This window comes from Aeoliella sp. (assembly GCF_965227375.1).
Taxonomy (GTDB): Bacteria; Planctomycetota; Planctomycetia; order Pirellulales; family Lacipirellulaceae; genus Aeoliella.
The window spans coordinates 4,453,124-4,466,560 of the sequence record NZ_CBDDFX010000002.1 but is presented as its reverse complement, the minus strand read 5'-3'; the positions used below and the strand labels follow the sequence as shown (position 1 = coordinate 4,466,560).

The window sequence follows — 13,437 nt, the reverse complement described above, 5'->3', positions numbered from 1 at the left end:
GCGCCACGTGCTATGTCGGCCGGAATCGTTCAAGTGCCAAGTCCAATCGCTGGCATGGCTTCTGGCTACGAGCCTCATGCTTCTGGCAGCGACTGTTGCGCGCGGGCAAGAGTTTGATCTCGATGGTTTCGACCTGGGCGGCTTTAGCGGTGGACCATCGACCGGCAAACCCGTGCAGATCGAGGCGCAGTTCACTCCCGCCACTGATGATCGCCCCGCGGTGCTCATGGTCTCCGCATTCATCGACAAGGGGTATCACATTTACTCCCTTACGCAGGAGATGCCAGGTCCAAAGCCGACGACGATCCGCTTGAACAAGTCGAGTGACTACAAGCCGATTGGCGATTGGCGAGCCTTCCCTGAACCCCACACACACGTGGAGCGAGAGCTACAGGCTTGGAAAGGGCAGACGATTGAAGAGCACACGGATGAGGTGACTTGGTATTTGCCAATTGAGGTAAACGAGGGTGTCGACGTCGGCTCACTGACCATTGGCGGGACCGTCAATCTGCAAGCCTGCCGTGAAGGCTGCGAACTGTACAACCTGGACTTCGAGGCCAGGCGGGGCGCCGGTGTGCCGATCGGGCCAATTGAAACGAGCGAGTCAGGGAACGTAGCGACCCAGTCCGGTGAACCAGCCGTCGATGACTCGACCATCGTTCCCCAGCCACCCTCGGAGGCGGGGGTGTTTCGCGCCGACGATTCGGTGGTCACCTGGTACGGCTGGCTGGAACAGAGCACCGTCGAGCCTGGCGGGAGAACCTATTTGTACCTGCGTGCGGAACTTCCCGAGTCGTGGCACCTCAATACCTACGCGAAGCAGGTTGGCGACGGACCGAATCGCCCAACCCTTATTGTCGTGCAGCCATCGGAGTATCTGGTTGCCTACTTGCCTGAGATGTTCGGCGAAGTGACGGAACAAGAAGCCCCACTGCCGGAGTTTGGCAATCTGCGTTACCACGAGAATGAGGTGGCGTGGCGTGTGCCGATCGACGTGGATGCCGACTTGGAACCTGGAACCTACGAGCTGCGTGGCGCCATCGGTTACCAGGCTTGCGAAGCCAACGAGAATGGACTGGGGAGCTGCGAGGTATCCAGAGCCGCGGAGTTCAACGTCAAGCTGAACGTCCGCGAAACCGCTGGTGGACCGCCGGCTGCGGTGACTTTCACTCCTGCACAATACAACTTGGTCACCACGCAGGCAAAGGAGATCGCCAATCAGCTGCAGGCTGCTCCTAGTGCAGGGCGACCGACTATCATTGAATTCACGAGTTCCCAGGCGCAGAGCAATCTGGGACTCGCCGGCATGTTGGGCGCCGCGCTGGTTGGCGGTTTGATCCTGAACCTTATGCCATGTGTACTGCCAGTGATCGGCCTGAAGATCATGGCTTTCGCCAAGCAAGGTGGCGAAAGCCGTGCCCGGGTGTTCACCCTCAATTTGACCTACGTTGCTGGTTTGATGGCTGTGTTTATGTTGCTGGCCACGCTGGCCGCACTGCCCCAGCTAGGCCTGGGTACCAATGCCTACGAATGGGGCGAACTGAACACTCAGACTTGGTTTAAGGTCTCATTGACCGCCCTGGTGTTTGTCATGGCTCTAAGCTTCCTGGGCGTCTGGGAGATCCCTCTCCCTGGTTTCGCTGGATCCAGCGCCGCGGCGGAGCTTGCCTCGCGCGAAGGGTACGGCGGCGCGTTCTTCAAGGGCGTATTGACTACCATTCTGGCAACGCCCTGTAGCGGACCGTTCTTGGGACCCGTATTCGGGTACACCATCAGCCAACCGGCAAGCACAACGTATTTGATATTCTTCTGCGTAGGGTTAGGGATGTCGCTGCCCTACTTGCTGATTGGCGCGTTCCCTGAACTGATTCGATGGATTCCCAAGCCAGGTGCGTGGATGGATACCTTCAAGCAACTCATGGCATTCGTGTTGCTTGGCACCGTGGTCTACCTGCTGTCTACCATCAATACCGAGAAAGTGATTGCGACGCTCGCATTGCTGGTTGCTTTGTGGTTCGCCTGTTGGCTTGGGGGTCGGCAACCCATCACCGCGCCACTTGCGCGTCGGAGCGTGGCCTGGATGCTTGGCCTCACCACGGCAATTGGCGTCGGCATGGTTGGCTTTGCGCCCGAACGCGAGGGGGCCCTCGCTTGGAAGGATTTCTCACCCGCCCAGCTCGTGGCTGCGAAGGAGAAAGGCAAGACCGTGCTTGTCGACTTTACCGCCGACTGGTGCCTCACGTGTCAATGGAATCTCGCGACTGCAATTGACGTAGCCGCCGTGAAAGATGTGGTGGAGGCCAACAAGGTCGAAGCGCTCAAAGCCGACTGGACCGATGAAGACCCGGCCATCGAAGAGGCGCTCGCCCAACTTGAAAGCCGAAGCATTCCCCTGCTGGCGATCTATCCGGCCGATCGACCAGACGAAGTGATCGTGCTACGCGATACGGTCTCCAAGACCGACGTACTGCAAGCCTTGGCTGCCGCCGGGGCAGGGGAGAAGAATCCGCATCGCGGGTTCGTGCTCTCGCGTCCTGGTGGCGAAGAGCAAAAGGTGAGTGACAACAGCGCGCTGGCAACCCGGCGCTAATTGCTGTTCCAGAGTCTTGTGGCCACCGCCAGGTACTGCTGCCAGTCCCACTCCGTAAGATCGTGGCCACCGGTGCGGATATGGTAGCTTGTGGCGCCGACGTTTCGGGGCTGATTGAGCGCCGGCATCGTCATGGTGGGCGTGATCGACTTGGCGCCGAGTGACTCGAACACGGGGTGAGCGTTGGCCAGCCCCAGCCACTCGCCACGCGGATCCGCCCACAAGTCCTCGTCGGCGCTCGCCACGTAGACGTGCCGCGGCGCTGCGAGGGCGATCAACTGGTGCTGCTCAACGGGCAACTCGTCCTCTCGATTGGCGTACTGTTGAAACTCGGGGCAGAACCAGCGTTCGAATCGTTGGCCTATCACGCCGACCGTTTCGCCGAATCGTCGCCGAGAAATCGCCGCGCCCATGCACCCCGAGTTGTTGGAGATCACCAGCGAGAACCGCGGGTCCAGGGCGCCGGTCCACAGTGCGGTTTTGCCTCCTCGCGAGTGACCGATAATGGCCGCCTTGCTGGCATCGACCAGTTGGTTCCCCTCTAGCGAATCGAGCACGCGACTCGCCCCCCACGACCAGGCGGCGATCGTGCCGGGAGCGTCTGGCTGGCGCGGACCTGCCGGTAGCACGACGTCCAGTATGCCTTCGCGGAAGTTTTCCTGATTGTCTGGCGCGACATCGTTGTGCTGAAGCACGGCCAGCGCGAAGCCAGCGTCGAGAATCTGCTTCACCGGCACAAAGCCCGAGAAGTTCTCTCCGTCCGGCATGGCTAGTTCGGGATCTCGATTGTTGATCATCACGAACACCGGCCACTGTTCGCCTTCGACCGCGAAGAGAAGGTACTCAAAAGAGAACGGACCATTCTCCATGGTTGCCGTGACTCGCTGCCGTTGGCAGACGCCGCGCGGGATGGTGCTGAGTTGCGTTTTCTCCACGGTCTCAGTCTTGAGCGACTCTGGCTTGGGGATTGCTCGACCGTAGACGTGCTTTTCGAATAGCTCGACCAACTCGGCACGGCGGGTGTGCCAGTCGCCATCGGAAGAGAGAATCACAGGGAGCGTGTATTCGGGTACGGCTTCTTCGCGCGCCTGCACGCCACGACGGCTCTTCATGTACCGCTCGACCTTCGCCGGGTCGGGTCGCCACGTCTCAGCGCTGGACGGCTCCTCGCCCGACGACGCACTGGGGAGAATGAACATGAGTGCGACAATCAACAACAGGGGCGTCTTTAGATGCATGCTAACACCGGTTCGAGGAGACTGAATCGACGGGCAGCACACGCCTGGCGCCCGGAGGCTTTCAGTCTACCACATCGAGTACGACCAGTACGGGGCGGTGGTCGGACTCGACCGGTGCCTTCAGAACCTTGGCCGAGCGTACCCGCCAGGCGGGTTTCGGCCGCATCATGACGTAGTCGATCCGCTTGGTCGGCTTCTCGGCGGGAAACGTGTGTCCCGACTCCGCGATCTTCCAGGTCTTGGCGAACCGCTCGATCACGCGACTCTCCGGCAGGGCGTTGAAGTCGCCGGCTAGTACAAAACGTTGCTTGGCGAAGCGACCTGCCATGAGCTTTTCGATCGCTTCGGCCGACTCGAGCCGCTCGGCGTCGTTGGGGCGATAGTCGAGATGCGTCGCGGCAAACCAAAACGTCTCGCCCTCCTTGGGCTCGACTTGCACCATCAGCATCCCTCGTCGTTCCCCATCGTACAACGAAGGCAAGCGGACGTTTTCGATCTTCTCGATTGGCCACCGCGACAGGATGGCGTTGCCGTACTCTCCGCCGTCGTGGTCGATGTTCTTCTCAAACGCGGCGTGCATTCCGGTAAGCCGAGCCAACTCCGCCGGCTCGTCGATCTTGCCCGAGCGGTTGACCCCTTTGTCCACCTCGTTAAGCGCCACCAGATCGGGCTTGGCCGACTGGATCACCTTGGCGATCCGCGCGAGGTCGACCTCGCCATCGGTGCCCCGCCCGTGGTGAATGTTGTAGCTGAGCACCCGCAACTCGACGGCGCTTGCACTACTGCTTGCCAATAGCAGAGCAACTGCAACCGTGGCGATATCCAGCAATCGGTTTGGCATCATGAACTCCGAGAATCCCGTCCTTCAACCAAGTCTGCGCACAAAAACAGCGGGGTTCAACTAGGCTGAACCCCGCTGCAAGAATCAAGTTTGGCAAAGTTATTCTACTTACGACGGGCGAAGCCCACTAGTCCAACGAGCGCCAGTCCGGCCAGAGCGAACGTCGAGGGCTCGGGGACGATCTCCAGTCGAATGTTGTCGACGTGGATGGGACCGGCCGACGAGAGATTCGAAGGTCCGCCAAATCGCAGGTCGACAAAAGGACTTGCCGATGGAGCCCCGACGGACGTGTAGGAACCGTCTATGGTTCCGTCGGCCCCCAGGTCGATGGTGATCTCAAGGCTCGTACCGGTGAACGTCGCTTGATAACGATTCCAGCCAGCGGGAGCACCGGCGTCGGCTGCTAGACCTGGTTCGATTGGAATCCAGTTTTCACCACCGTACATGTTGAGAATTCGCACGTGATAGCGTTCGAGCGTGCTGTTGTAATGTCCCATCTCGAAGAGAGGTGTGGCACCATTACGTAGGCCAACGGTGTTGCGCGACGGGGTTCCGTCGTCGTAGATGTCGGCGGTAAGTACCAGCTTGTCCGTATCGCTGGGAATAAGGGAAAGCGCACTTCCGACCCAGGAATTGACCGTGCCTCCAGGGTGCAGTGCCGATTGGCCGGGATTGCCAGTAGTCGTATCCAGGGATCCCGCGCCTGTGGCTCCCCAGTTGACTTGCATCGCTGCGGTGTCGGCGTAACTTTCAAAGTCTTCGTCGACAAGAATCGTTGCGGCGTTAGCGGTCGCGACAGGGATTAGCGCGGCGCAAGCGAGAAGAAATAGCGAATAACGCATCGTTGGTGAGCCATTCATGAGCATTACTCCGAGTTTAAGCAGGTCATAGGATGTGAAAAGGCCTACCCGACCATTTGTCAGACTGATCGGTGTAGAAGGAATTGGATAGCAATCTCCGCGCAACAAACTATTCGTTTCACGCAGCAGCAATCGCCTTGCGGGTTTTCCATAGGCCCAGCAGGCCGATGGTAAGCAGCAGGTAACTCGTTGGTTCGGGGACATTACTTAGCGAAGCCACCGCCGCTGCGGTCGACGTCTCGCCGAAATTTGCTTTCCAGGAGTCGAAGTCGGCCGTAGCGATCACCCCCATGTTGGCGGGGTCGCGGTTCGCCAGCACGGATCCATCGGCACCCAGGTTATTGCGCCACAGCGTGTAGTCGGCGATATTCACGGTACCGTCCTCGTTGTAGTCGCCGATGAGGAGGTCGGACACCATCGTGCTGACTTGCAGCAATCCGGTGCCGGTGATCAGGCCCGATTCGTTATCGGCTCCGGACCCCACTGCACCCCAAGTGCCAATGGCCTGGCTAACGTCGTCGATGAACAACGCGTTAATGATGTTGGTGCCAGCGAAACCCAAATTCAGCGTGCCTCCACCGTTGAGCAAGGAGACGTTGGCAGTGTCGGCAAGGATGAGATCCGTCAGATTAAGGATTCCATCTTCTACTTCCAGCGTTGCCGTGGAGGTGGTTGCGGCGCCCGAGAGTGTCTGCGTACCCGTGCCGGCCTTCACGAAGGTCCCTATTCCGATGAGGCTGCCAGAGTAAGTTTGATCGGTATTGCTCGACCCAACGGTGAACTCCTTGCCTTCGGAGATGTCGACCCGCCCGCCGGTTCCGCTGTGGTTCGGCGTAGCCAGCGACTCGACGACCAGCAGGTCGCCACCGTCCTGAACGATGTCGCCTTGGAAAGTCGACAAGTTCATGGTGCTCTTGAATTCAACGTCGCCACCGCCACCGATGAGCGTAAGGGTTGTCCCAGGAGCTGCGGTCACCGGACCGTTAATGCCAAAATGACCAGCAGTCATATTGAATGTTCCACCATTCGGTCCAATGGTGATACCACGATTCTCGTGGATTTGAGCCTGCGAGAGAAACAAACTTGTTCCGATTGCTCCACCGTTAAGCGTAATGCCCTCGGTATCGAGCGCCAGCGGATCTGCTCCGAAGCCACGGGTGTCTTGCGTATCGTTCGCAAACCCTAGACGGAATAGGCCTTCGTTGACCACCAGCTTGGCATAAGTAGTCAATGGCAGGCCAGAACCTTGGTATCGGAATTCTCCCGGACCTTCTTTGATGAGGGTACCGGCACCGCCATTCTCCGTCGTGCCACCGACACCCGTGATTACACTTCCCGAGGAATAGGTAACCAGCGCGTTGGTGCGGTTGATTGTTCCCGTTCCGTCGATCGTGATTTCGGTGCCATTTCGAAACATGCCGAAGTAGTTTCCAGTAAAATCGTGCTCGACAGTGCCGTCTCGAAGTACGACCCTGGCACCGGTGGCCAGAATCTCTCGATTCTCAAACTTCAGAGTTGCACCATTTTCGATAATGAGATCGCCGGTGCCGACGTCCATCGACCCCGTAGCAATCGTTACCAACCCATCCTGGATGGTGACGGAATTCGCGATTTGCGTTCCGTCAATGTTGATAAAGTGATCCACGGCGTCGTCGCCGGCTGAGAAGACTGCGTTGTCGCCCACTACCCACGCCCCGGTGGCAACCTCGCCGCTGGGATCCGTGCTCCAAAAGCTATCGATCCCCCAGTTGCCGTCGGTGAACCCACCGACATTGCCCGCCCCGGGATCAGCCCCATTGATGTCCCAGTACAGCGTGCCTTGTGCCGAAGCGATCGAGAGTGTGCACGCCAGAACACCTACACATGCTACTAGTTGTTTGATCATTTGATTTCCTTTGAACACCCGGCCACACAAGCCTACAACTCGGTTCAACAGTCGACGGATAACGGCCCGGTCACCGCGCTTCGGGAGAAGAGATTGGTGCCGAGGCGACAATAGCAGGTCACTTCACACAACCTAACCAAAGTCGACAAGGAGTTCTGTGCTCGAAAACGCAGTAATTCCTTCTTATTGCGCAAAGTCGGTCTGGCGGTTTTCCGGCCTGGATCCCGTAAAAACTGGTGTCGCAACCTGCGAACGGGAATGGAGTTTGCATGCACCTACCACTTAAAGGCGACTATGCCCTTCTCCGGCGGTACCTGCCAATACCCGCCGCAGCGACTCCAACCATGGCGATCAAGCACGCAGAGGGTTCTGGCACGGCCGCGTAGGAGACGAGGATCGAGCGGGAACCATCGGTGAATCGGGCTTCCATAACCAATTCCCCTCGATCATTGAAACCACTTGCGCGAGAGGTTTCGAAGCCCAGGTTGATGCCGATGCTCTGGATGGTCCGCACGTCGGTATCGGAGAACCAGACTTCGTCCCCCTCCCTCAAGATGGGCACCAGGTTGCCTTGCCGATCCGTCGCCCAGACACCTCCGTCATTGGCAGTGGTAATGCCGGGACCCGCCAGGCTGGCCTCAAAAGCAACTTGATCAAATCGATTAACTGTGGTGTTAGCGATATTCCTGAAGCTTGCCCCGGTTGTGCCACCGGGTACGTCCATGCTGGAGTCGACAATCGGCATCGTGTTGCCATTTTGATCAATGGAGAGCAGCGAGAACCCAGCCGCTTGACCCAGGTTGTCTTCGAATCGTGCGAGAGTCACCACGGTTCCCGACTCGCTGAGCGAGCCAAGGCCGACGCTCCTCAGATACAAGTCTGTCGAACCAGGGAATACGTCGCCACTGCGAAGCAATTTCTCCAATTGGCCGTCTTCGCGGTGCATCCACAAACCATTTCTGTTGGAGGAGTCGACATCAGGGCCATCCAGCGAAGCATAAAGCAGCGTATTCCCATTACTGTCTATTTCGACAATCTCGAAGAAGTCGAACACCGTGCTAGGCTCGGTGCCGGGCGCCATTTGGCCGCGCTGCGAAATCAACTGCAGTTCGCCATTGGGAAGCGATGTCCACACTCCATGGTTATTGCTTTGGTCAATGTTGGCTCCCTCGATTTCGGACATAAACATCACCCGCCCGTTGTTGTCCAGTCGCGAACCAATAAAGGGCTCACCGTAGATGACCGCCTGTCCCGCGTTGGTGGGAACCTCCATCCCGCCACGAATCACAAAACGAATGTTGTCGTTGGGATCTGCCACCCAGATGCCCGCTTCGGAACCGAATCCCAGGTACTCGGCGTCGACATACCCCTTTATGAGTACTTGCCCCGACTGCGTTGTATGAGGAGTTGCGACGAGAAAATCGATGTAGGTCCCACCGGTTCCCACGCCGACTGCCGGCCCCGGTACCGTTGCTATGGGAGTACCCCAACTCGTGCCGTCGAAACGCCAGATTCCCTGTTCGTAACCTGGACCAGGTGGATCAAATCCAGGGTCCGGCGCAAAGGTGGCGAGCACTTTCCCCGAGTCATCGATACTCCGATCGGGAACCCAGTCAACCGGTTGAGGCGTGCCAGGAACCACGTCGCCAACGGCGATAATCCTATTGAGCGGCTTTCCGCGCTCTGCGAGGAACTCTCCCGAACTGGACCCAAAGTAACCTGAGAACAAGACTTGCCCGCGATTGTTGATCGAGGCGTTGTTAACTCCATCGAATTCGGTCGCAACCGGCACAACGGGGCGACTGATTTCGGTATCGGCAACCAAGTAGAGATCGACGCCATCGACGCGGTGATCGTACACCGGCACGTCCAAGCCCCAGGCGAGCGTGGGGGTAACCAACAGGGCCAGCAGGGTAGCGAAAGAAAACCTGGACCGTGGCGAAGTAGAAGCCGGGCGCTGGATCGATTTCATTAGACTACCCCCTGGATTGTGGTGCGCGGCAAATGCGGAATTTCCCAAGTCTAAGGGTGCGCGGGCCAGCGTGCAAGCAAAGGAAACCACACCCGGGTGGTGCAAACCCTTTGGTCGTGTCCACAGTGTTCGCATTAGAAGGAAACGAGGAGTTCGATAACGCTGGTAAGCGTCGATCGCGCTCAGTCGGTTGGCCAGCCGGAACCCCGCCAGCGGACTCCGTCGTAGCCGCGCATCCGCAGAAAAAGGCTCAACTGCGCGGCGTGGTGGTGGACGTGGCGGATGTTGTAAAAGTGCACTTCAGCGCGGGAGAATTCGAGCCAGTCGAAGCCGAGTGTTTGCTGGAGAGACTCTTCGGTCTCGGCGGCGGCTACGCAATTGGCCTTTTCGCGACAGAATTGTAGATAGAGCTCGACGAACGACTTCTCGTAGGTGTGCTGCTGCGGCACCGGCTCGAGTTCTTCATAGTCGGCAAACGTCTCGGCGTGCTGGCGGTGAAACTCCTGCTCACGAAACCCGGCTTCCTCTCGGCCGAGATAGAGATCGGTGAAGAAGAGCGTATGAAATGCCACCTGGCAGAATTTGAGTTCGACGATCGGCTCGTTCCACAACTCATCGGGACACTGCACCACCGCGTCGGAGAGCATCCGCAGCGTGGCTTGGTATTGGTTGGTGATGATTTGTTGGTAGAGGGGGAGCATGATTAGTTAGCCTGGATATTTGCCAGCACCACGTAACGCTCTGGCATAGGGTGAGTTTGGGCTGTGCCCTGGATGCAGCGGCCAGCCGTCGTAGTCTGTGGTGAAGTCCCATCGCTGTATTGGTAGTCCGCTCTTGGTCGGGTTTCGCTGGACGTACGAAATCGTCCTGCGAATATCGTCGGGATGCTCCAGGAACACTTTCCAACCATCGCCGGCGGTCCACACGGGATGATCGTTTTCGAAGTATCCCTCGCTAACGAGCCGCTCGCGGCTTAGCCTTTTTAGATTGGCAAGCATCTCCTCCGCTTGGTGCTTGTGTTTGCGAATTACCATGTGCACATGGTCGGGCATCACCGCGCAAGCGTAGCAAGTGTATTTGTGCTCGGCGATCGTTTCGGCTAAGCCGCAAGCGGCGGAATGGATGGCAGATGCTGAAAAGCGGATCACGGGGTGGGAAAGTCGTGGAGTAGCTTTGTGGTAGAACTCGCGAACCTCGCGGTATGGCGGCTGAATCTGCTTGCGCCCATAGTGCAGTTCGCCAAGCTCGCTCAGCAAGTCCGACTCAATCGTTTTTGAACCGCTGCCACGTGGATCGTTGGGCAGCCAAGTGCCATAGACGGTCCAGATGAGGTGGTGCGCGATGACGAGGGGACGGGGCATAATCGAATTATCATGCCAGGACGAGCTAACTTGCAAACGGTGGCACCTGACGACACGGACGGCGGCAAATCTAGTAGGGTGCCTCAATAGATGTGAATTGAAGCGGGGCAAAATCGTAAATCAAAGTGGGCGAAGTCAAACCTCCAGCCTTTAGTCGAGCTCCGTAGAGTTTGCCTTCCTGCGCCCACACCAATCGATTCCCATAGGAGTCCCAATCGGCCCACTCCCAGGTTGTTCCGTCAAGTTCAGTGCCACGTTCACTAACGAGGCGATATTCTTCGTGCTCACTAATCCACTTCTGGAGTGTCCAGCCGTTAACCAAGGGTTTCTGGAGACACTTGCCTCGGTTTGGCGCTGCGTCCGCCGCGGTCCACTCTGACCGACTGAGTCGAAGGGTATCTGCAGTCCAGCTACTGGCACAGAGGGAGCCACCGCTCTTGGGTAACTCGGTACTACGTTGGAAACCCGAGTTGTACTCTTCGATCGGATCGCACCACCCGCAGGGCAGGTAAGAACTGTTGTCCGTGAAGACTCCGCCTCCTTCATAGGTAGTGCCATGCGAACAAAAGACCTTGGCCTTCAGGAAAGGAACAACCGCAATTGCCGAGTAGGCCTTGCCCGCTTTCATGGCCATGTAGAGCCAGAACTGTCCGTTAGGCGAGATGTCGCCGCGACGCTCGTAGATGCGCCCTTTGAGCCATTGCCCCATTTGGATTTCGTCAGTCCGAAGATCCCACCGTAGGGAGCAAACCATCCTCGAGGGCCCACGGCGGACCACAACCCCAATCGGTGCATCGCGAGCCAACATCACATGCAGCCGTGGTGGGGGCTTGCTATCAACCACGTAGATCGTCCTCCCCGCTTTGGAGTTCACATTGGTTGTATGATCCTCATCAGTGACCGCTCAGACACCAGAAAGTTCGGCAGGCGCATTAAAAAACCCGGCCGTGGGGATGGCTAATTCCCCAGGCCGGGTTTCTCAATATCAATTTGGTGAGCGGCAGCCGAAGCTGCCTCCAATCTTTGTCAGTAACAAAAGACCGTCCCATTTTATTCCGAACATCGGTCACCCGATGTAAGGTTCTAAGAAATCCTTAGAAAGGAGGTGATCCAGCCGCAGGTTCCCCTACGGCTACCTTGTTACGACTTAGTCCCAATCGCGGAGTTGACTCTAGGCGCCTGCCTCCTTACGGTTAGCTCAGCGACTTTAAGCCCCCCCCACTTTCGTGGCTTGACGGGCGGTGTGTACAAGGCTCAGGAACACATTCACCGTGGTATGCTGACCCACGATTACTAGCGATTCCGGCTTCATGCAGGCGAGTTGCAGCCTGCAATCCGAACTGGGCCGCGCTTTTTGGGATTTGCTTGCTCTCACGAGTTCGCTTCCCTCTGTACGCGGCATTGTAGGACGTGTGCAGCCCAGGGCATAAAGGCCATGAGGACTTGACGTCATCCCCGCCTTCCTCCGGTTTAACACCGGCAGTCTCTCTAGAGTCCCCGACATTACTCGCTGGCAACTAAAGATAAGGGTTTCGCTCGTTAAGGGACTTAACCCGACATCTCACGACACGAGCTGACGACAGCCATGCAGCACCTGTGCATGTTCCAGCCGAAACTGTGGCTCTCCTTTCAGAGAGTTAATCCATGCATGTCAAACCCTGGATAAGGTTCTTCGCGTAGCCTCGAATTAAGCCACATCCTCCACCGCTTGTGTGAGCCCCCGTCAATTCCTTTGAGTTTCAGCCTTGCGACCATACTCCCCAGGCGGAGCACTTATCACTTTCGCTTCGACCAAGAACTTATGGGAGGGTCCTCAATCAAGTGCTCAACGTTTACGGCTAGGACTACCGGGGTATCTAATCCCGTTCGCTACCCTAGCTTTCGTGCCTCAGCGTCAGAAGAGACCCAGTAAGCCGCTTTCGCCACTGGTGTTCCTGATGATATCAACGCATTTCACCGCTCCACCATCAGTTCCGCTTACCTCTGTCTCCCTCAAGCACCACAGTATCAAGCGCAGTTCCACGGTTGAGCCGTGGGATTTCACACCTGACTTATAGCGCCGCCTACGCACCCTTTAAGCCCAATAATTCCGAATAACGTTTGGACGGTTCGTCTTACCGCGGCTGCTGGCACGAACTTAGCCCGTCCTTACTGTAAATTGGTCAAACTCTGCTCTTCACAGAGCCTTCCTCCTTACTTTCACGGTTTACAACCCGAGGGCCTTCATCCCGCACGCGGCATTGCTCCTTCAGGCTTTCGCCCATTGAGGAAGATTCTCGACTGCAGCCACCCGTAGGTGTCTGGGCAGTGTCTCAGTCCCAGTGTGACGGGCCACGCTCTCACGCCCGCTACCCATCGTAGCCTTGGTAGGCCGTTACCCCACCAACAAGCTAGTAGGACGCAGTCCCCTCCCAGGGCGGAATCTCACCTTTGATCCGGAGATATTATCCAGCATTACCCTCAGTTTCCCGAGGCTATTCTGGACCCTGGGGCAGGTAACTACGCGTTACTCACCCTTGCGCCGCTGTCCACTCTAGAAATCGACCGAAGTTTCAATCTAGAGCTTCTCGCTCGACTTGCATGCCTAATCCATGCCGCCAACGTTCATTCTGAGCCAGGATCAAACCCTTCAATTTAATGTATGCATAACCACCAGCAGCAAGCTGCCAGAGGATACGAGCCATTCGAAG

9 protein-coding genes and 1 rRNA gene are annotated in these 13,437 nt (G+C 57.7%); 1 reads left to right on the top strand and 9 read right to left on the bottom strand.

All coding sequences use genetic code 11. The features are described 5' to 3' along the window. Window positions 1–76 precede the first annotated feature (76 nt). Window positions 77–2,590, top strand: a complete 2,514-nt coding sequence (locus tag ACQK2L_RS30420) for a protein-disulfide reductase DsbD family protein (protein ID WP_425400820.1) — start codon at window positions 77–79, stop codon at window positions 2,588–2,590. Here ACQK2L_RS30420 and ACQK2L_RS30415 read toward each other — a convergent pair. The 9 genes from ACQK2L_RS30415 to ACQK2L_RS30375 all read right to left on the bottom strand — a co-directional run bounded on the left by ACQK2L_RS30415 (window position 2,587) and on the right by ACQK2L_RS30375 (window position 13,383). Then, window positions 2,587–3,828 carry a hypothetical protein gene (locus ACQK2L_RS30415; protein ID WP_425400819.1) on the bottom strand — a complete coding sequence of 414 codons (1,242 nt, stop codon included), beginning with the start codon at window positions 3,826–3,828 and terminating at the stop codon, window positions 2,587–2,589. The two genes, ACQK2L_RS30420 and ACQK2L_RS30415, sit on opposite strands and share 4 nt — an antisense overlap. A gap of 61 nt (window positions 3,829–3,889) precedes the next feature. Next, window positions 3,890–4,672 (bottom strand): endonuclease/exonuclease/phosphatase family protein, encoded by a 783-nt coding sequence (locus ACQK2L_RS30410; RefSeq protein ID WP_425400818.1) that lies wholly within the window; start codon window positions 4,670–4,672, stop codon window positions 3,890–3,892. Window positions 4,673–4,773: 101 nt separating this feature from the next. Then, complete coding sequence (locus ACQK2L_RS30405) at window positions 4,774–5,529, bottom strand: PEP-CTERM sorting domain-containing protein (protein WP_425400817.1); 756 nt, start codon at window positions 5,527–5,529, stop codon at window positions 4,774–4,776. Between the two features lie 118 nt (window positions 5,530–5,647). After that, the gene (locus ACQK2L_RS30400; RefSeq protein ID WP_425400816.1) at window positions 5,648–7,414 is read right to left on the bottom strand and encodes a PEP-CTERM sorting domain-containing protein; all 1,767 of its coding nucleotides are present in this window, start codon (window positions 7,412–7,414) and stop codon (window positions 5,648–5,650) included. Between the two features lie 292 nt (window positions 7,415–7,706). Beyond that, the gene (locus ACQK2L_RS30395; protein WP_425400815.1) at window positions 7,707–9,386 is read right to left on the bottom strand and encodes a DUF7453 family protein; all 1,680 of its coding nucleotides are present in this window, start codon (window positions 9,384–9,386) and stop codon (window positions 7,707–7,709) included. 182 nt (window positions 9,387–9,568) lie between these two features. Then, complete coding sequence (locus tag ACQK2L_RS30390) at window positions 9,569–10,087, bottom strand: hypothetical protein (protein WP_425400814.1); 519 nt, start codon at window positions 10,085–10,087, stop codon at window positions 9,569–9,571. A gap of 6 nt (window positions 10,088–10,093) precedes the next feature. After that, complete coding sequence (locus ACQK2L_RS30385; protein WP_425400813.1) at window positions 10,094–10,747, bottom strand: hypothetical protein; 654 nt, start codon at window positions 10,745–10,747, stop codon at window positions 10,094–10,096. A 70-nt stretch (window positions 10,748–10,817) separates the two neighbouring features. Then, window positions 10,818–11,456 (bottom strand): hypothetical protein, encoded by a 639-nt coding sequence (locus ACQK2L_RS30380; protein ID WP_425400812.1) that lies wholly within the window; start codon window positions 11,454–11,456, stop codon window positions 10,818–10,820. Window positions 11,457–11,845: 389 nt separating this feature from the next. Further along, window positions 11,846–13,383, bottom strand: a 16S ribosomal RNA gene (locus ACQK2L_RS30375). Between the last annotated feature and the right edge of the window lie 54 nt (window positions 13,384–13,437).

Bases quoted from the DNA above. Each gene is read 5' to 3' on its own strand.
- ACQK2L_RS30420 (WP_425400820.1), top strand. From the start codon at position 77: ATGCTTCTGGCAGCGACTGTTGCGCGCGGGCAAGAGTTTGATCTCGAT.
- ACQK2L_RS30415 (WP_425400819.1), bottom strand. From the start codon at position 3,828: ATGCATCTAAAGACGCCCCTGTTGTTGATTGTCGCACTCATGTTCATT.
- ACQK2L_RS30410 (WP_425400818.1), bottom strand. From the start codon at position 4,672: ATGATGCCAAACCGATTGCTGGATATCGCCACGGTTGCAGTTGCTCTG.
- ACQK2L_RS30405 (WP_425400817.1), bottom strand. From the start codon at position 5,529: ATGAATGGCTCACCAACGATGCGTTATTCGCTATTTCTTCTCGCTTGC.
- ACQK2L_RS30400 (WP_425400816.1), bottom strand. From the start codon at position 7,414: ATGATCAAACAACTAGTAGCATGTGTAGGTGTTCTGGCGTGCACACTC.
- ACQK2L_RS30395 (WP_425400815.1), bottom strand. From the start codon at position 9,386: ATGAAATCGATCCAGCGCCCGGCTTCTACTTCGCCACGGTCCAGGTTT.
- ACQK2L_RS30390 (WP_425400814.1), bottom strand. From the start codon at position 10,087: ATGCTCCCCCTCTACCAACAAATCATCACCAACCAATACCAAGCCACG.
- ACQK2L_RS30385 (WP_425400813.1), bottom strand. From the start codon at position 10,747: ATGCCCCGTCCCCTCGTCATCGCGCACCACCTCATCTGGACCGTCTAT.
- ACQK2L_RS30380 (WP_425400812.1), bottom strand. From the start codon at position 11,456: ATGGGGCAATGGCTCAAAGGGCGCATCTACGAGCGTCGCGGCGACATC.